At 73.6% G+C, this 16,347-nt stretch carries 19 protein-coding genes and 1 pseudogene; 13 read left to right on the plus strand and 7 right to left on the minus strand.

All coding sequences use genetic code 11. From position 1 onward, the window contains the following. Positions 1-26: 26 nt before the first annotated feature. Positions 27-428, minus strand: coding sequence for a ChaB family protein (locus tag GA0074694_RS27305; protein ID WP_091464108.1), 402 nt, complete (start codon positions 426-428; stop codon positions 27-29). A 186-nt stretch (positions 429-614) separates the two neighbouring features. Between GA0074694_RS27305 and GA0074694_RS27310 the strand changes: the two genes are divergently transcribed. The 4 genes from GA0074694_RS27310 (at position 615) to GA0074694_RS27325 (ending at position 3,082) form a co-directional block, all read left to right on the plus strand. After that, positions 615-1,601, plus strand: a complete 987-nt coding sequence (locus GA0074694_RS27310) for a YihY/virulence factor BrkB family protein (protein WP_091462834.1) — start codon at positions 615-617, stop codon at positions 1,599-1,601. Between the two features lie 60 nt (positions 1,602-1,661). Further along, positions 1,662-2,078: a DUF2795 domain-containing protein gene (locus GA0074694_RS27315; RefSeq protein ID WP_091462835.1), complete on the plus strand. Its 417-nt coding sequence runs from the start codon at positions 1,662-1,664 to the stop codon at positions 2,076-2,078. 56 nt (positions 2,079-2,134) lie between these two features. Then, a complete protein-coding gene (locus GA0074694_RS27320; protein ID WP_091464112.1) occupies positions 2,135-2,596 on the plus strand; it encodes an SRPBCC family protein in 462 nt (153 codons plus the stop codon). Positions 2,597-2,818: 222 nt separating this feature from the next. After that, complete coding sequence (locus tag GA0074694_RS27325) at positions 2,819-3,082, plus strand: hypothetical protein (protein WP_091464116.1); 264 nt, start codon at positions 2,819-2,821, stop codon at positions 3,080-3,082. A 146-nt stretch (positions 3,083-3,228) separates the two neighbouring features. Here GA0074694_RS27325 and GA0074694_RS27330 read toward each other — a convergent pair whose 3' ends face one another. Continuing rightward, on the minus strand, positions 3,229-4,395 hold the full coding sequence (locus tag GA0074694_RS27330; RefSeq protein WP_091462836.1) for an MFS transporter: 1,167 nt from the start codon (positions 4,393-4,395) through the stop codon (positions 3,229-3,231). A 157-nt stretch (positions 4,396-4,552) separates the two neighbouring features. Between GA0074694_RS27330 and GA0074694_RS27335 the strand changes: the two genes are divergently transcribed. After that, positions 4,553-4,771 (plus strand): hypothetical protein, encoded by a 219-nt coding sequence (locus tag GA0074694_RS27335; RefSeq protein WP_091462837.1) that lies wholly within the window; start codon positions 4,553-4,555, stop codon positions 4,769-4,771. A gap of 1 nt (position 4,772) precedes the next feature. On the opposite strand, the gene GA0074694_RS27340 is transcribed toward GA0074694_RS27335, so the two are convergent. Beyond that, the gene (locus tag GA0074694_RS27340) at positions 4,773-5,249 is read right to left on the minus strand and encodes a hypothetical protein (RefSeq protein WP_091462838.1); all 477 of its coding nucleotides are present in this window, start codon (positions 5,247-5,249) and stop codon (positions 4,773-4,775) included. 154 nt (positions 5,250-5,403) lie between these two features. Here GA0074694_RS27340 and GA0074694_RS27345 point away from each other — a divergent pair, with 154 nt between their 5' ends. Further along, complete coding sequence (locus GA0074694_RS27345) at positions 5,404-5,763, plus strand: DUF6401 family natural product biosynthesis protein (RefSeq protein WP_091462839.1); 360 nt, start codon at positions 5,404-5,406, stop codon at positions 5,761-5,763. Between the two features lie 134 nt (positions 5,764-5,897). Here GA0074694_RS27345 and GA0074694_RS27350 read toward each other — a convergent pair whose 3' ends face one another. Continuing rightward, the gene (locus GA0074694_RS27350; RefSeq protein ID WP_091462840.1) at positions 5,898-6,764 is read right to left on the minus strand and encodes a mechanosensitive ion channel family protein; all 867 of its coding nucleotides are present in this window, start codon (positions 6,762-6,764) and stop codon (positions 5,898-5,900) included. 198 nt (positions 6,765-6,962) lie between these two features. On the opposite strand from GA0074694_RS27350, the gene GA0074694_RS27355 reads away from it, so the two are divergent. The 3 genes from GA0074694_RS27355 (at position 6,963) to GA0074694_RS27365 (ending at position 11,181) form a co-directional block, all read left to right on the plus strand. After that, positions 6,963-9,089, plus strand: a complete 2,127-nt coding sequence (locus GA0074694_RS27355; RefSeq protein ID WP_091462841.1) for a SpoIIE family protein phosphatase — start codon at positions 6,963-6,965, stop codon at positions 9,087-9,089. A 39-nt stretch (positions 9,090-9,128) separates the two neighbouring features. Beyond that, positions 9,129-9,839 carry an HAD family hydrolase gene (locus GA0074694_RS27360; RefSeq protein ID WP_091462842.1) on the plus strand — a complete coding sequence of 237 codons (711 nt, stop codon included), beginning with the start codon at positions 9,129-9,131 and terminating at the stop codon, positions 9,837-9,839. Positions 9,840-9,909: 70 nt separating this feature from the next. Beyond that, positions 9,910-11,181 (plus strand): cation:proton antiporter domain-containing protein, encoded by a 1,272-nt coding sequence (locus GA0074694_RS27365; protein ID WP_091462843.1) that lies wholly within the window; start codon positions 9,910-9,912, stop codon positions 11,179-11,181. A gap of 20 nt (positions 11,182-11,201) precedes the next feature. Here the strand turns inward: GA0074694_RS27365 and GA0074694_RS27370 are convergent, their stop codons facing one another. Then, positions 11,202-12,242: an NAD(P)/FAD-dependent oxidoreductase gene (locus GA0074694_RS27370; protein ID WP_091462844.1), complete on the minus strand. Its 1,041-nt coding sequence runs from the start codon at positions 12,240-12,242 to the stop codon at positions 11,202-11,204. A gap of 128 nt (positions 12,243-12,370) precedes the next feature. On the opposite strand from GA0074694_RS27370, the gene GA0074694_RS27375 reads away from it, so the two are divergent. Continuing rightward, positions 12,371-12,586 carry a DUF3072 domain-containing protein gene (locus tag GA0074694_RS27375; protein WP_088985063.1) on the plus strand — a complete coding sequence of 72 codons (216 nt, stop codon included), beginning with the start codon at positions 12,371-12,373 and terminating at the stop codon, positions 12,584-12,586. 38 nt (positions 12,587-12,624) lie between these two features. On the opposite strand, the gene GA0074694_RS27380 is transcribed toward GA0074694_RS27375, so the two are convergent. Then, positions 12,625-13,140: a metallophosphoesterase family protein gene (locus GA0074694_RS27380; protein WP_091464118.1), complete on the minus strand. Its 516-nt coding sequence runs from the start codon at positions 13,138-13,140 to the stop codon at positions 12,625-12,627. Between the two features lie 344 nt (positions 13,141-13,484). On the opposite strand from GA0074694_RS27380, the pseudogene GA0074694_RS33390 reads away from it, so the two are divergent. The 3 genes and pseudogenes from GA0074694_RS33390 to GA0074694_RS27390 all read left to right on the plus strand — a co-directional run bounded on the left by GA0074694_RS33390 (position 13,485) and on the right by GA0074694_RS27390 (position 15,565). Then, positions 13,485-14,176 (plus strand): annotated as a pseudogene (locus tag GA0074694_RS33390) (glycoside hydrolase family 6 protein). Next, positions 14,173-14,658, plus strand: a complete 486-nt coding sequence (locus tag GA0074694_RS33395) for a cellulose binding domain-containing protein (protein WP_245714934.1) — start codon at positions 14,173-14,175, stop codon at positions 14,656-14,658. The pseudogene GA0074694_RS33390 and the gene GA0074694_RS33395 overlap by 4 nt, the downstream one beginning before the upstream one ends. Before the next feature lie 382 nt (positions 14,659-15,040). Further along, on the plus strand, positions 15,041-15,565 hold the full coding sequence (locus GA0074694_RS27390) for a YflT domain-containing protein (RefSeq protein ID WP_377465159.1): 525 nt from the start codon (positions 15,041-15,043) through the stop codon (positions 15,563-15,565). Positions 15,566-15,641: 76 nt separating this feature from the next. Here GA0074694_RS27390 and GA0074694_RS27395 read toward each other — a convergent pair whose 3' ends face one another. Then, the gene (locus GA0074694_RS27395; RefSeq protein WP_091464121.1) at positions 15,642-16,172 is read right to left on the minus strand and encodes a GNAT family N-acetyltransferase; all 531 of its coding nucleotides are present in this window, start codon (positions 16,170-16,172) and stop codon (positions 15,642-15,644) included. Positions 16,173-16,347: the final 175 nt, after the last annotated feature.

Raw genomic sequence — 16,347 nt, forward strand, 5'->3', positions numbered from 1 at the left:
GGCACCCGCCACCCGGGCGGGGTCGGTCAGTCCCCACGCGCCCTGCGGGTCTGCCGGTCGTTGGCCTTGCGGATCGCGTCGACCAGTTCCGGCTTGGTCATCCGGGACCTGCCCCGGACGTCCAGCTTGCGGGCGACCTGCATCAGGTGGTCCTTGGTGGCGTTCGCGTCCACTCCGGCGGCGGTGGGTGCCCGCCGGGCCGGCCCGCCCCCGGCGGCCTGCCGGTCGCTGGGCCCCTTGCGGCCCTTCGGCTCCCAGTGGTCGCCGACCTTCTCGAACTCGTGCTTGAGCGCGGCGAAGGCGGTGCGGTGCGCCCGCTCCCCCTCGCCATACGTCTCGACCGCCGAGTCGTGCGTCTTCGCCCAGGTCCGTTGCGCCTTCTCAGGTGAACGCCGGACGGTGCTGGGCAGTACCTCACGCCCTGGCATGTCGTCCTCCTTCGCGTCGGGTGCTTCCGGGTTGACCGTTCCCGGTCCCGGCAGCGGCAAACGGCGCATCCGGGTTTGTCGAACTCGCGCCCCGGGTACCGCCGGGTTCCGGCCCGGAGCGGACCGACCGCGCGACCCGGCGCGACGGACGCCCCCGGGTCACGGCGGCGAGGGCGGGGAGCGGTCATGGCAGCGACGACGACGGAGCCGACCGCGCCGGCCGGCGGAGGACGCGAGCTGCGGATCCCCCGGGGGCTGCGGCAGTTGAGCTGGCCGACCTGGCGCGGCGTGCTGGTCCGCAGCGGGCAGAACTTCGTCAAGGACAACTGCGCGGACTGGGCCGCGGCGCTGACCTACTACGGCGTGCTCGCCCTCTTCCCCTCGATCGTGGTGGTGGTGGCCCTGGTCGGGCTGGTCTCCGAGGGCGACCGGACCGTGGACACGCTGCTCGGCCTGGCCCGCGACGTGGGCGCCGGCTCGGTGGTGGCCAACGAGAACGTCGTCGGGGTGATCGAGGGCGTGGTGGACCAGCGGAGCGGGGTGAAGGCGCTGCTCAGCTTCGGTCTGCTCGGCGCGCTCTGGTCGGCCTCGGGCTTCATCGGCGCGTTCACCCGCGCCTCCAACGCGATCTACGGCGTCGAGGAGGGCCGGCCGTTCTACCGGCTGCGTCCGATGCAGATCGGACTGGCCGCGGTCTCCCTGGTGCTGCTGGCGGTGGTGGCGACCGGGTTGATCGTCAGCGGCCCGGTGGCCGAGGCCGTCGGCAACCTGCTCGACCTGGGCGACGCGCCGCGTACCGCGTGGAGCGTGGCGAAGTGGCCGGTGCTCGCCACGGTGCTGATGGTACTGCTGTCGCTGCTGTTCTGGATCGCCCCGAACGTGCGGCAGCCCCGGTTCCGCTGGCTCACCGTGGGTGGCGCGGTGGCCCTGCTGGCCTGGATCCTCGTCTCCTTCGGCTTCGGCCTGTACGTGGCCAACTTCGGCTCGTACGACGTCACGTACGGCAGCCTGGGCGCGATCATCGCGTTCCTGGTGTGGCTCTACCTGTCGAACTGCGCCCTGATGTTCGGGGTACAGATCAACGCCGAACTCCAACGTGGCCGCATGATCCAGGCCGGGGTCCCGGAGCCCGGGGAACCGGTCCTCACCCCGAAGCGCGCCGCCGAGTCCTGACCACGCCGTCCCGCTGCGGTACGCGGTTTATCCCCGTCCCGCCCGGGTAGCGCAGTAAGCATGGAACGAGGCAGCAACAAGCACGGACCCCGGCTCGACGACCAGATGAGCCAGGAGGTCAGTGGCCTGGTGCAGGGTCCGGGGGTCGGTGGCTCCCGGGTCGACGAGTTCCGCGAGGCGGAGCCGGCCGGCGAGGACCAGCCGGGCGCGACCACCGCGCCGGCGGGCGAGTTGCGCACCGGCGCGCCGCAGGGGATGAGCTCCACGGACGTGGAGCAGCGCAGCCGGCTCGGCCGGTTCATCGGCCTGTCGGCGCTCCCCGGTGACCGGGAGACGTTGCTGGGCAGTGCCCGGGAGAACGAGGCGCCCGACGACGTGATCGCCGCCCTGGAACGGCTGCCGGCCGGCACCCGGTACCGGACCGTCTCCGAGGTCTGGGCGGCACTGGGCCACAAGAACGAGACGCAGCGCTGGTGAACGGTCGGGTCGACCCCCGACCCGTACCGGCCCTGGCAGATGAGGAGGATGCCCTGATGAGTGGCGTTATGGAGCACGTGGACGTGGACGTCCCGATCCGGACCGCGTACGACCAGTGGACCCAGTTCGAGGAATTCCCCCAGTTCATGGAGGGCGTGCAGGAGGTCCGGCAGCTCTCCGACACGATGACCCACTGGACCGTGGAGATCGCCGGCGTGAAGCGTGAGTTCGACGCGCAGATCACCGAGCAGCTCCCGGACGAGCGGGTGGCCTGGAACTCGACCGGCGGTACGGAGCACGCCGGTGTGGTGACCTTCCACCGCCTCGACGAGAGGCACACCCGGGTCACGCTCCAGCTGGAGTTCGAGCCGCACGGCGTGGTCGAGAAGGCCGGCGACAAGCTCGGCATCGTCGACCGCCGCGCCAAGGGCGATCTGGAGCGGTTCAAGTCGTTCATCGAACGACGCGGTCAGGAGACCGGTGCCTGGCGGGGCAAGGTCGACCGGCCCCAGCCCTGACCCGTACCGCGTCCCGACGGCCGCCGGCCCCGCCCGGTGGCCGTCGCCGCGTGTCCGGCACCGGTCGGCGTCGCCGCGCGTGTCCGCGCCCCGGTCGATGTCGCCGCGCGTGTCCGCACCCCGGTCGATGTCGCGGCGGGTGTCCGCACCCCTGGTCGGCGTCGTCGTCCCGGGGCAGCGTCGGTCCGGTTTGTCGTCCCGGGCCGGGGGTACGGCGAACCCATGACCGACAACGACGGCGCCGCGTGGCGTGACGAACAACGGCTCCCGCTCAGCGAACTGGACAAGGCGGTGGCGACCTCCCCGGTCGACGGGCAGGCCGACGACATGACCGGCAACGACGCGGGCTACGAGTCCGCCTTCGGGCACGGGCCGATCCCGGCGGACGGACGCACCGCCCACGAGGGCGACCACGAGCGGGAGGCGACGGACGGGCAGCGGGCGTACCGACCCTCGACGACCGGCCGCACCGGCCCCGACGTCTGATCCCGGAGGCGGTCGCTGGCGCGATGTGGTCGCCGGCCGTCCTGCGATGGTTGCAGGGGTCCCCTGCTACCGCATTTTGAGGAGCAGGGGACCCCTGCAACCACAACAGCGCAACCACAACAGCGCAACGGCACCAGGGGCAGGGTTCAGGCGGCCCGCCGGGTGGCGGCGAGTTGCAGGGCGATCAGCGCCACGGCGAGGACGACGAGTGCCGGTCCGAGCGCCTCGACCGACGTCCGGCCGAGCAGCACCCCGATCGCGGCCGGGCCGAGGGCACCGCAGAGGCCCGCGACGGCGATCTGCACCCCGATGGCCCGGTCGGCGTGCGCCCCGCCGACCCGGTCGGCGGTGGTGAGGGTGAGCAGTGGAAAGACGGGGGCGGCGGCGAAGCCGATCACCGCGAGACCGGCCACGGCCAGCCAGGCCGGGCCGGGAACCGCCACCAGGACGGCTCCGACGGCGAGGCCAGCCAGGCTTCCCCAGAGCACCCGTCCGCTGCCGAACCGTTCGGCGATCACACCTTGGACGACCCGGCCCACGAAGAGGCTGGCCCAGTACCCCGAGACGCAGATTCCGGCTGCTGTCGCGCCGAGTCCGCGTCCCTCGGTGAGCAGCAGGAAAGCCCAGAGCCCGGCTCCGATCTCGATGGCGGCGTAGACGCCGAAGCCGAGCGCTCCCAGCCAGACCGCCGGCAGCCGCAGGGTCTGCCGGACCGGAACGATGGCCGGTCGGGTCGGCCGTCCGGCCGCCGCGCCCCGGTCCCGCCAGGCCCGGACGGTGAGCGCGAACGCCACGGCCAGGGCGAGCTGACCGGCGGCGACGAGTCCGTACCCCCAACGCCAGGAGAGACCGGCGCTGATCGCCCCGGTCATGATCAGCGGGCCGATGGCCACCCCGAGGCCGAAGAAGGCGTGCAGCCAGTTCATGTGCCGGGGTCCGAACGCACCGGCGGCGTACGCGTTGAGCCCGGAGTCGACCGCCCCGGAGCCGAAGCCGAGCACCAGCGCGCAGCACACCACGACGGCCAGGCCGGGCGCGAGGGCGTACCCGGTGAGGGCCAGGCTCGCCAGCAGGGTGCTTCCGGCCAGCAGCCGGCCGACCCCGAGCCGGGCGATGCTGAACCCGGCGAGGAGGCTGGAGGTCAGGTAGCCGGCCGTCCCGGCGGTGAGTGCCACGCCGACCGCCTCGGTCGGCACCCCGAAATCCGCCCGCATCGCGGGCCAGCCGACCCCGAGCAGTCCGTCCGGCAGGCCGAGACTGACGAAGGCGAGGTACGCGAGCAGGAGCAGGGAGGCCCGGGGGGATGTCGGCACGACCGGCCATCCTGCCCCATCCGGCCGACGTTGGCAGTGGCCGATACCACGTCGGCTCCGGGAAGCGCCGGCGACACGGCCGGGGATCCGGACAGGTCACCCAGAATCGACCGATCGGAGGAAGGGCAATCCGGGCATCGCGCGCAAGACTGTCGGGATGCAACAGGGCAGTAGCTTCCTCACCGATCGTCAGCGCCGCCTGGCTTGGCTCGGCTTCCTGCTGGCCGCGCTCCAGGCACCGGTCTCCGCCGCGCTGGTCTCCGACGACTCGTGGCTGTTCAGCCTCTGCGTCGCGATGCTGGTCGCGACAGTGATCATCGCGGACGACGCCGGACGACGCCGTCCGGCCGACGCGCGCAGCGCGGACCGGGGCTGACTCAGCCCGTCCCGTCCGGGCGGGCCTCGTGCCCCGGGCGTCCCCGGGTTCGGCGGTGCTCCTTCATCTCCGCCTCGAACAGGTGCCGCCGGCCCTGCACCAGCTCGTCGCGGGCCTGCCGGTCCAGGTTCCGGAAGAGGGCGTAGTACCCGTCGTCGAAGTCCTCGACGATCTGGAACGTCCACCGACCCGCGATGACGTTGCGCCCCAGCAGTTCCTCGGCGATCCGGTCGGCGATCCGGTCGTGCCCGGCGGCGCGGAACCGCTCGACGACGTCGTCGAGCATCAGGTCGGCGTGACCGATCAGCTGGTGCAGGGAGTAGAGGTGTCCCCGGGCCCGCTCGACGGTCTCCAGCGCCTCGCTGAGCTTGCCGAGCGCGGCGACCGTCTCGTCGTCCACCCCGGCGGGCCGACGGTGCCGCTCGTCCGGGGCGTCCCCATCGTGCCGCTCGCCCGGTTCGTTCCCGTGGTGGGCCATCCATGTCTCCGCTCGCCGGTCCACGCTGCCTCCGGGTAGTGCCCCGATGTGGGGCAGGTCACGCATGTCCGGGCAAACTCCACCTGGTGGTCGAGCCGGTCACCGCCGTCCGGACGAGGTCGGGGCACCCCCGGCGGGATTACTCTCGCTTTCCATGTATGCGCACTTCACCAGAGGTCTGACCGACGACACGGTGGTGGGGGTGGCGCGGGCCTCCATCGCCGCCCTGACCGTGTCGATCGGCACCGCGGGACTGGCCGTCGCCAGCCGCCGGCCCGACCTCCTCGCCCGGGTCGACCAGCACGCCGCCGCCATCAGGGACAGCCTCGACGGCGACCGCCGGCCTCTCACCCTGGCCGCCCTGGCCGGATACGCCGACGGCGTCCGCACGGCGGCCGAGGAGCACGGCTGGGCCCCGCCGGCCGGACCGGTGGACTGGTCGGCCCCGGACTGGGTGCTGACCCGGCTGCTGGCGGTCTGCGCGCTGGCCCGGCCGGTCTCCACGCCCGCCTGACCGACGTCGACGCCGGCCCGACGGGCCACCCGCCGCACCGACGCCCGCACCGAACCGACGCGGCACCCGTCCACCGGCCCAGCCGAACGCGGGGAGGACGCCCGCACCGGGCGTCCTCCCCTGGTCGTGCCGCCTCACTCAGCGCGGCGGAACTGCTGGGTCTCCTCCCCCATCCCGGCACCGGAGCGGTACGGGGTCGCCGAGGCGCCGGGCGTCCCGCTCGTCCCCGTCGGCATGTGCGCCGCACCACCCCGGTCGGCCATCTGCCGCTCGGTGTCCATCCGACCGGCCGTCTGGGCCTGACGCTGCATCTGCACCGCCCGCGACTCCTCCGCGGCCCGGTCCAGCCAACGGTCCCAACGGGACTGCATCGGCTTCACCAGACCACCGCCGACACCGATGATCAGGATTCCGGCCACGGTGGCGAGCACCGCGATCAACACCGGAGTGGTCACCGTGGTGGCGATACCGACCTGGTTCAGCGCGGCGATGACACCGAGCGCGAGGATGAAGATCGCCGCCAGGTCAGCGAGGATCTTGCCGTACGAGAGCCCGCCGAGCGCCCCGGTGACGAGGTCCTTGACGGCCTTGGCGATCGCCGCGGCCACCACCACGATGACGATCGCGATGAAGGCCCTGGGCAGCCACGCCACCACACCTGAGATCAGGTCGCTGATCGCGTTCGGCCCCCACACCCCGAACGCGAACTGCAGGGTGAACAGCAGCACGGCGTAGTACGCCAGTCTGGCCAGGATGTCACTGGCGTCGTACCGGGTGCGCTCCAGCGCCCGTTTGACCCCACCCCGCTCGACCGCCCGGTCGAATCCCACCCGTTCGAGCACCGTGTCCACGATCTTGAGCACCGCGCGGGCGATGATCCAGCCCACCACGAGGATCGCGATGAAGGCGATGGCCCTCGGTACGAAGAGCAGCACCGACCTCCACATGTCGGTCAGGGCGTCGCCGATGTCGACCTGCCTGACCGCGAGGGTTTTCCGCATGATGTCCCTCCCTGTCGCCTGGTCTGCGCCGCCCGCATACCCGGCCGAAGAAGCACCAACCCGCAGCGGCACCGGCCAGTTTCCGGACATGTCCTCCCTGTTCGGGACGGCGGGAACGGAACGCCGCCGGCACCGGCGCGGGCGTCGGCCGGGGCACGACCGAAACGCCACGGGACCACGCCGGATAGGCTGCGTCACATGCCAGGCACGGTCGGGCACGTTCCCGCTTCACCCGCCCCGATCCCGCGGGCCGCCAGCGTCGGCACGGCGGCGCTCGTCCTCGGCCATCCGTGGTCCGGCACGCCACTCGGGCCGATCGAGCGGTGGGACCCGGCGGTCCGGGCCGTCGTCGATCTGGTCCTCGCCTCGCCGGTGCCGATGGCGCTGACCCTGGGCAGGGAGCTCCGGCTGCTCTACAACGACGGGTACGCCGAACTGGTCGGCGTGGCCCATCCGGCGATCGGCCGGCCGGCGGCCGAGGTCTTCGCCGGGATCTGGTCCCTACCCGGAGTCGGTGACCTGGTCGAACGCACCTTCCAGGAGGGCACGTCCGCGCTGGAGAAGGAGTCGATCCTGCCGATCCTGCGGCACGGCACCGGCCGGGTCGAGCAGGCGGTCTTTATCCGGGGCTGCTCCCCGGTACGCGACAGCGGCGGGAAGGTGGTCGGCGTACTGACGGTGGCGGCCGAGACCACCCAGGTGACCGAGCAGTTGCAGAGTCTCAGCGAGCTGGCCGCCGCGCTCTCCGGCACCCTCACCCTGGACGACGTGGCCCGGGTGGCGCTGCGGTACGCCCTCGACTCGTTCGACGCCGACCTGGTGTCCTTCGGGGTGGACGACGGCGGTGGTTGGCGCATCGTCCGCCGGATCCGGGGCGAGCTGCTCGACGAGGCCGACGAGCGGCTGCCCCCGCTCTGGCGGCGCGCGCCGGACGACTCGCCGCTGCCGCTGGTGGTGACCGCCCGCAGCGGGGTGCCGTCGTTCACCACGGACGGCCAGCCGCTCGCGGCGGCGGCGGTGGACCGGCACGACCAGAAGATCCGCGCCTTGGCCGCGCTGCCGCTGCGGACGCCGGTGCTGCACGGCGGGCTCAGCGTCGGGTACCAGCGGGGGCACCCCTGGTCGGCTGCGGAGCGGGCACTGCTGGCCGCCTCCGCCGAGCTGGTCGCGCAGGCGGCCGAGCGCGCCCGCCGGTTCGAGACCCAGCACGGCACCGCCCAGTTGCTGCAACGCAGCATGCTCCCGGAGCACCTGCCGGACCTGCCCCGGTTGCGCATCGCCGCCCGGTACGACCCGGGTGTGGACGGCAACGCGGCCGGGGGCGACTTCTACGACGCCTTCGTCCTGCCCGACGGCAGGCTGGGCGTCGTGCTCGGCGACGTTGCCGGCCACGACGTGCAGGCGGCGGCCCGGATGGGGCAGGTCCGGGCGGCGCTGCGTGCCCTGGCGCTTGCCGACCCACGCCCGGACGCCGTCTTGGCCGGGCTGGACCGGCTGGTCGCCAGCCTGGGTGCCGAGGCCGGCACGTACGAACTCTTCGTGACCGTCGTCTTCGGGGTGATCGACGCCGGACGGGAGCGGCTCACCCTGGCCAGCGCCGGGCACCCCGCGCCGCTGCTGCGCCGGTGCCCCTCCCCGGACGACGAGCCCACGGCCGAGTACCTCGACGTGCCGACCGGCGCCCCGCTGGGGCTGGGCTGCCGCCCCGGCACCGCCACGGTCCGGTTCTCACCCGGCGACACCCTGCTGCTGTTCAGCGACGGCGTGGTCGAACGCCGCCGGCAGAGCCTCTCGGTGGGGCTCACCGGGCTGGCCGAGGCGATCGCCGGTGCGGCCAGTGGCGACCCCCGGGCGCTCTGCGCGGTCGCGACCGCCGCGGTGCCCGACGGGACCGAGGACGACGTGGCGGTCCTCGCGGTGGAGCACGCGCTGATGCCGAGCCGGTCGGCCAGCATGGAGGTCCCCGCCGAACCGACCGCGCCGAGCCGGGTACGGCACTGGATGACCGCGCAGCTCTCCGACTGGCAGGTGCCCGAGTCGATCGTCGGGGCCGCCGTCCTGTGCACCAGCGAACTGACCACCAACGCCCTGTTGCACGCCGGCACCGCCGCCCGGGTCGAGATCGACCTCAGCCCCGAGCGCCTGCTGGTGTCGGTCGCCGACTCCGGGACCCGGGGCAGCGTGACGAAGGCGCAAACCGACACGTTGAGCAGCCGGGGCCGCGGACTGGGGCTGATCGAGCAGCTCAGCGACGCGTGGGGGACGGATCCGACGGTACGCGGCTCCACGGTCTGGTTCGAGATCCTCATCCCGCCGGCGGGCTGAGGCCGCGGCGGTGTGTCCGCCCCGACAGAAAGGAAGGCGATGGCCGCCGCGCGTTCCGACGGTGTCCTGTTCGACGTCGACGGCACCCTGGTCGACACCACGTACCTGCACACCGTGGCGTGGTGGGAGGCGTTCCGCCAGCTCGACCACGCGGTGCCGATGGCGTTGATCCACCGGTCCATCGGCATGGGGTCGGACCGTCTCCTCGACCACCTGCTCGGGCCGGAACGCGACCGGGCCGCCGACGACCGGCTCCGCGACGCCCACGACAGCCTCTTCCTCGAGTACGCGGAGCGGCTGACGCCGCTGCCGCACGCCGCCGACCTGCTGCGGGCCTGCGCCGAGCGGGGGCTGCGGGTGGTGCTCGCCACCTCCGCGGCCGAGCACGAGGTACGAGCGTTGCGGGCCGCGCTCGACGCCGACGACGTCATCGACACCGTGACCTCGTCGGCGGACGCGCGGCGGAGCAAGCCCGCGCCCGACATCCTGGTCGCCGCGCTGGAGCAGTCCGGCCTCGCCGCCGAGCGGGTGGTCTTCGTCGGTGACTCGGTCTGGGACGTCGCCGCCGCCGGCCGCCTGGGCATTCCCTGCATCGGGCTGACCTGTGGTGGCACCGGTCGCGCCGAACTCGCCGGGGCCGGTGCGGTCGAGGTCTACGACGACCCGGGGGCACTCCTGGCGCACCTGGCGGAGTCCCCGGTGCTGAGCCGCGGGCACGACACCGACGCGAACATGAACGTGAAGGCATAGACACCCGTTCGGCGGGGCACAGTTCGTCTCCACCTGCCCGGACACCCCGGGCGAGGCGAAGGGTGGAGCCTTGGAGCCGGTGGACGTCGCTTTCGCGGTACTCGGGATCGGAGCGTTGCTGGCCGGGATCCTTCCCCGGATGGTGGAGCGGCGTCCCCTCTCCATGCCGATCGCCTTTCTCGGCCTCGGAATGGTGATCTTCCTGTTGCCCACCGGGCTGCCGGTCCCGGACCCGCTGGTCCACCGGGACGTCGCCACCCACCTCACCGAGGTCGGCGTGATCGTCGCCCTGATGGGCGCCGGCCTCAAGATCGACCGCCCGTTGAGCTGGCGGCGCTGGTCGTCCACCTGGCGGCTGATCGCCATCGCGATGCCGCTGTGCATCGCGGCCGTGGCACTGCTCGGCTGGTGGTGGGCCGGGCTCGTGCCGGCGACCGCGCTGCTGCTCGGGGCGGCGCTCGCCCCCACCGACCCGGTTCTCGCCGCCGACGTGCAGGTGGGCGAGCCGACCGACGTGGAGGACTCCGAGGACGAGGTCCGCTTCGCCCTCACCTCCGAGGCGGGCCTGAACGACGGGCTGGCCTTCCCCTTCGTCTACGCGGCCATCGCCATCGCCTCCACCAGCCTCGCCCCGGCCGACTGGCTGGCCGAATGGATCACCGTCGACCTGCTCTGGAAGGTCGGCGCCGGGGTGGCCGGCGGGCTGCTGGTCGGCTGGCTGCTCGGCAAGCTGTTCTTCCGCGCGCCGAGCGAGCTGCGGCTGGCCCGGCACGCCGAGGGCTTCCTCGCGCTGGCCGCGACCTTCCTGGCGTACGGGCTGGTCGAGGTGATCGGCGGGTACGGTTTCCTCGCCGTCTTCGTGGCCGCCCGGGCGATCCGGGCGGCGGAGCGGACCCACCAGTTCCACTCCGTGCTGCACGACTTCGCCGAGCAGGTCGAGCGGCTGCTCACCGTCCTGCTGCTCCTGCTCTTCGGCGGGGCGGTGGTGGGCGGCCTGCTGGCCCCGCTCACCTGGCAGGCCGCCCTGGTCGGCCTGGCCCTGGTCTTCGTGGTCCGGCCGCTCACCGGCTGGCTGTCGCTACGCGGCGCGCCCGGACGCCCCGCCGAACACTGGGTGATCGCCTGTTTCGGCATCCGGGGCGTCGGCTCGTTCTACTACCTGGCGTACGCCACCACGAAGGCGGACTTCCCACAGGCCGACCTGGTCTGGGCCACCGCCGGTCTGGTGGTGATCGTCTCGGTGGTGGTACACGGTGTCGCGGCCACCCCGGTCATGCAGGTGCTCGACCGGGCCGGTGAGCGTACCGGCGATCCCGAGCAGGCCGAGCCCGCCCTCACCTGAGGTGTAGCAGGGGTCCCCTGCTACCGCTTTTTGGTGAGGAAGGGTCCCCTGCAACCACCAACCACCACAGCGCCGCACCCGACGCCTGCGCGATGCGGGGCGGCGGCGGGGCGGTCAGGTGGTCGGGTGGTCAGTCTGCGGACCAGCGCCCACCCCAGTTCCCGCCCGGAGAGCCAGGCGGTCTGCACCCGGGGCGGGCCGAAGGCGTCCCCGGCCAGCCCCACGCCGTCGTCGTCCAGGTGGTACGCCTCAAACAACCCGGCCGCCGGCTTCGCGTACGTCCAGCGGTGCACATGCACGTGGTCGGCCGGTTCGGGAAGGGCGAGCAGGTCCCGCACCGCCTGCTCGACGGCGGGTGCGGCGGCGGTCGGTTGGAGCAGGTGCCGCCCGGCAAACTCGGCGGTGGTGTGGGCGACCAGCACGGGTTCGCCGTCCCCGCGCCGGTCGCCGTCGTCGCAGAGCAGGGTCAGCACGGGGTGGTCGTTGACGAACGCCCCGGCGAAGTCGGACCACCGACGGCGCGGGAAGCGCAGCACCGCGGTGAGCGTGGAGGTCCACTGCTGGGCCTGCACCGCCCGGGTGGCGTCGGCCAGCGTCGGGTCGAGCAGGAGCGCCGCCTGCGGGCCCGGCATGGCGAGCACCACCGCCTCGCACCCGGTGCCGTCGACGCGCGGCCCCGGCTCCACGCCGAGCACCAGCCGGTCGACCGTCACCGGCAGTCCGGTCGCCAGGTCGGTCACCAGGGAACGCAGCCCGCGCGGCGCGGCCCAGCGCATCGGTCCGGGCACCACGTGCCGGCCGTCCGCCCCGTACGCGAGAAAGGTGTCGGTCCATTCCCGGGCCAGGCCGGCGGCGCGCCAGCCCTCGACGACGCGGGCGAAGTCCGGGTCGCTGACGGTGAAGTAGGCGGCGCCGATGTCGGCAGGGCGACCGTCGAAGCGTTTGCTGGCCATCCGGCCGCCGGCCACCCGGGCCCGTTCCCGGATCTGCACCGGCACGCCCGCAGCCGCCAGTTCCCGCGCGCACGCCACGCCGGCGATGCCGGCCCCGACCACGACCACCCGCGCCCGTTCCCCCGTCACCAGGTGATGGTATGCGCCGGCCGCCGGCCGCCGGCCCGGCGCGCACCGGGGGTATGAAGGCACCCACCGACGGGTACTGGCACACCTGTTCGAGGAAAGGTGGAGAGATGACGGACCGTGACAGCACCCACGCCAACCCCCGTGGGGCGATCAAGGACCCGGACGAGTGGGTCACCGGCGACGAGCCACCGACGGCGGCCCAGGAGTCGTACCTGGCCACGCTCTCCCGGGAGGCCGGCGCGGAGGTCCCGGACGGGCTGACCAAGGCGGAGGCGGCCCGGCGTATCGACGAGTTGCAGGAGGAGACCGGCCGGGGTCAGTGACCCAGACCGGCCCCCGACGCCGGTCGACCGTCGGCCGCTCAGCGACCACCCGGACGCCGGGGCGGCAGGCGGTGCAGCTCGACCCGGTCGAGCCGCCCCGCCGTCACCCGGGCGGTCACGTACGTGGCGTACGGCTGGGCCCGCCGGTCGGTCGGCGAACCGGGGTTGAGCAGCCGCAGCCCGGTCGGCGCGACGGTGTCCCACGGGATGTGCGAGTGCCCGAAGACCAGCAGGTCGGCATCGGGGAACCGGGCGGCGCACCGGGCCTCCCGGCCGGTACGGGGACCGGTCTCGTGCACCACCGCCACCCGGAGCCCGGCCAGTTCGACCCGGGCCACCTCGGGCAGCCGGGCCCGCAGCGCCGGTCCGTCGTTGTTGCCGTACACGGCGACCAGACGGCGGGCCCGGGACTCGACCGCGTCGAGCAGCGCGACGTCCACCCAGTCACCGGCGTGCAGCACCACGTCCGCGGTGTCGATCGCCGCCCAGAGTTGTCCGGGCAGGTCCCGGGCCCGCTTCGGCACATGGGTGTCCGCCGTGACCAGCACCCGCATCCCCACCTCCGCCACACCTCGAGCATTCCCCATCCGCCCCTGGTCCGCCGGAGGAGGCGGGCGAGAGCGTGGTGGGGCTTCACTTCGGGCGGCGAGAGTCGTACCGTGGAGGGTGGCGTGGAAGCGCTTCCACAGGGCATGTCCGATAGGAGAGGGATGTGAGAACCAACCCCCGACTCGTCGCGGCGACCGCCGCGACGGCTGCCTTCGCCGCCGCGACGACGATCGCGGTGGGCGCGCTCCGGCCACCGGCCGCCACGGCGGCCGACTCGGCCTTCTACGTCGACCCGAAGACGTCGGCGGCGGCCTGGGTCGCCGCCAACCCGGGCGACTCGCGCGCCCCCGTGATCCGCGACCGGATCGCCAGCGTCCCGCAGGGCCGCTGGTTCGCCACCACCAACACCATCACCGTACGCGCCGAGGTGGACGCCCTGGTCGGGGCCGCCGCCGCAGCGGGGAAGATCCCGATCCTGGTGGTCTACAACATCCCCAACCGCGACTGCAGCGGCGCCAGCGGTGGCGGAGCGCCCACCCACGCCGCCTACCGGCAGTGGGTCGACCAGGTCGCCGCCGGGCTGGCCGGCCGGCCACCATCGTCCTGGAACCGGACATCCTGCCGTTGATGACGACCTGCCAGAACGCCGGCCAGCAGGCCGAGACGAAGGCGTCGATGGCGTACGCCGGCAAGCGGCTCAAGGCCGCCTCGGCCCAGGCGCGGGTGTACTTCGACGCCGGGCACTCCGCCTGGCTCCCGCCCGCCGACATCGCTGCCCGCCTGGTCGGGGCGGAGATCGCGACCAGCGCGGACGGCATCTCGGTCAACGTGTCGAACTACCGCACCACGGCCGAGGCCGTCCCGTACGCCAAGCAGGTGATCGCCGCCACCGGGGTCCCCGGGCTCAGGGCCGTCGTCGACACCAGCCGAAACGGCAACGGGCCGGCCGGTTCCCAGTGGTGCGACCCGCCCGGACGGGCCATCGGGACGCCGAGCACCACCGACACCGGCGACCCGCTATCGCCGCCTTCCTCTGGGTGAAGCTGCCCGGTGAGGCGGACGGCTGCATCGCCGGGGCCGGGCAGTTCGTCCCCCAGTGGGCGTACGAGCTGGCCATGGCGGCCGGCCCGACCACGCCCCCGGCGACCACCGCGCCGCCGACCACTCCCCCGGCCACCACTCCCCCGCCGACGACCCCGCCGCCAGGAGGTGGTTGCACCGCCACGATCGCCCCGAACGCCTGGGCGGGCGGTTTCACCGCCGAGGTCCGGGTGACCAACCGTGGCGCCGCGCTGACCGGGTGGACGCTCACTCTCACCGTCGCCGACGGCGTCCGGCTGACCAACGGCTGGAACGGCGAGTGGAGCCAGTCCGGCAACCGGCTCACCGTCCGCAACGTCTCCTGGAACGGCACCGTGCCCACCGGCGGAACAGTGGCCGTCGGATTCCAGGGCACCTTCGCCGGCGCCACCCTCCCCGCCTTCGGGGGGGTCACCCTCGACGGCACCGCCTGCACGACCTGACCCACCCGGGCCCCCGGCCGGGGCGACACACCGGCGCAGACCGCGCTGTGCGCGCCGGTGCGCGCACGGCCCGGGGCCGCCCCGCGGCCAGGCCCAGCGGTCCACCAGCCAGAACGAGCGGACGGCGGAGCCCCGCCGGGCGACCGCCGGCGCGACCCGGGCGAACGACGCCCGGTCGGCCCATGGGGCATTCGCCGCCCGGCCGGGACGGTTGCGCCGCCGCGTCCCGGCCCGTTCGGCGGGCCGTCGGCGGCCATGACCCGACCGGGGTTACCGCTCGCCGGGGGCGGGAACGCGGAAGGTCGACCGAAGGAGGCAGCTCATGACCAGATCCTCGGCTCCGACCGCTGCCGGGCAGCCCGGGACGGCAGGCGCTGGCACGATGCCGTCCGGTCCCACCGGCCAGCCGATCCCGCTCGACGACGGCCGTGGCCCGCAGAGCGGCCGTCCCACCGTGACCATCGGGTCGTATCCGGACTATCCGTCGGCCCAGCGGGTGGTGGACCACCTGGCGGACAACCGGTTCCCGGTGGAACAGACCGCGATCGTGGGCACCAACCTGACCCTGGTGGAGACCGTGCTCGGCCGGATGAACACCGGCCGGGCGGCGCTGGCCGGTGCCGGTACGGGTGCCTGGTTCGGTCTCTTCATCGGCCTGTTGTTCGGCATCTTCACCGCCGGCAACTGGGTCGCGGTCATCCTGGTCGGGTTGGTGGTCGGCGCCGTCTGGGGTGCCGTCTTCGGGGCGATCGCCCACAGCATGACCGGCGGGCGTCGCGACTTCACCTCCGCCAGCTCGCTGCGGGCCGGCCAGTACGCGGTGATCGTCGACGCCCAGTTGGCCGACCGGGCGCAGGAACTGCTCGGCCGGATGCACCTGACGCCGACCCGGCGTACCGGCGGGTGACCGGGGCCGGGACACGGCCGCCGGGCGGCCAGGCGACGGAGCCGGTGGGGCACGGTCCCCGCCGGCTCCGGTCCGTTCACTCGTCGGTGGCGAGCCGGGCGTGCAGGTGTTCGTCGTGGCGGCGGCCGTCGCCGTACCGGTGGGACTCCCGCAGCGTCCCCTCCCACGGGTAGCCGGCGCGGTCGGCGACCCGGCACGAGGCGACGTTCGCCACGGCGTGGCACAGCTCGATCCGGTGCAGTCCGAGCGACCCGAACGCCCAGCCGGTGACCAGTCGGACCGCAGCGGTGGCGACGCCCCGCCCCCGGGCCGAGGGCACCGTCCAGTACCCGATCGAGCCCTCGTCGCCGTGGATGCGGTGCAGCGAGACCGAACCGGTCAGGACGCCGGTCGCCGGATCGGTGACGGCGAACGAGGCGTGCGTACCGGCCGACCAGTCGGCCCGGGCCCGGGTCCAGGCCCGGGCACCGGCCAGGTCCAGGCCCGGGGCGGAGGGGTTCCACTGCGCCGTCTCCGGATCGCGGAGCGCGGCGAGCACGTCTGCGGCGTCCTCCTCCCGCCAGGGACGCAGCAGCAGTTCAGGGGTGTTCAGCTCGACATGTTCCACGGGGCGGGAGTCTTGCACGCCACGCCGGTCCCATGTGCGGGATCTCCTCGCCGCCAGCCCGCCGCTGAGCCGTCCATCAATGGGCGTTGAGCGGCGGAAACGTGGAATCCGGAACTGCCAGGGCCATCCCCGAGGGGGAAGCTAGGGGTCATCTCGGGGCGTTCCCTGAGGAGAA

Source organism: Micromonospora inyonensis (genome assembly GCF_900091415.1).
In the GTDB taxonomy this organism is placed as follows: Bacteria; Actinomycetota; Actinomycetes; order Mycobacteriales; family Micromonosporaceae; genus Micromonospora; species Micromonospora inyonensis.

Coding starts and splice junctions, on each gene's coding strand:
- GA0074694_RS27340 (WP_091462838.1), bottom strand. CDS start 5,249: ATGGCCCACCACGGGAACGAACCGGGCGAGCGGCACGATGGGGACGCC.
- GA0074694_RS27375 (WP_088985063.1), top strand. CDS start 12,371: ATGACGGACCGTGACAGCACCCACGCCAACCCCCGTGGGGCGATCAAG.
- GA0074694_RS27360 (WP_091462842.1), top strand. CDS start 9,129: ATGGCCGCCGCGCGTTCCGACGGTGTCCTGTTCGACGTCGACGGCACC.
- GA0074694_RS27315 (WP_091462835.1), top strand. CDS start 1,662: ATGGAACGAGGCAGCAACAAGCACGGACCCCGGCTCGACGACCAGATG.
- GA0074694_RS27355 (WP_091462841.1), top strand. CDS start 6,963: ATGCCAGGCACGGTCGGGCACGTTCCCGCTTCACCCGCCCCGATCCCG.
- GA0074694_RS27390 (WP_377465159.1), top strand. CDS start 15,041: ATGCCGTCCGGTCCCACCGGCCAGCCGATCCCGCTCGACGACGGCCGT.
- GA0074694_RS27305 (WP_091464108.1), bottom strand. CDS start 428: ATGCCAGGGCGTGAGGTACTGCCCAGCACCGTCCGGCGTTCACCTGAG.
- GA0074694_RS27350 (WP_091462840.1), bottom strand. CDS start 6,764: ATGCGGAAAACCCTCGCGGTCAGGCAGGTCGACATCGGCGACGCCCTG.
- GA0074694_RS27310 (WP_091462834.1), top strand. CDS start 615: ATGGCAGCGACGACGACGGAGCCGACCGCGCCGGCCGGCGGAGGACGC.
- GA0074694_RS27320 (WP_091464112.1), top strand. CDS start 2,135: ATGAGTGGCGTTATGGAGCACGTGGACGTGGACGTCCCGATCCGGACC.
- GA0074694_RS27380 (WP_091464118.1), bottom strand. CDS start 13,140: ATGCGGGTGCTGGTCACGGCGGACACCCATGTGCCGAAGCGGGCCCGG.
- GA0074694_RS27345 (WP_091462839.1), top strand. CDS start 5,404: ATGTATGCGCACTTCACCAGAGGTCTGACCGACGACACGGTGGTGGGG.
- GA0074694_RS27335 (WP_091462837.1), top strand. CDS start 4,553: ATGCAACAGGGCAGTAGCTTCCTCACCGATCGTCAGCGCCGCCTGGCT.
- GA0074694_RS27325 (WP_091464116.1), top strand. CDS start 2,819: ATGACCGACAACGACGGCGCCGCGTGGCGTGACGAACAACGGCTCCCG.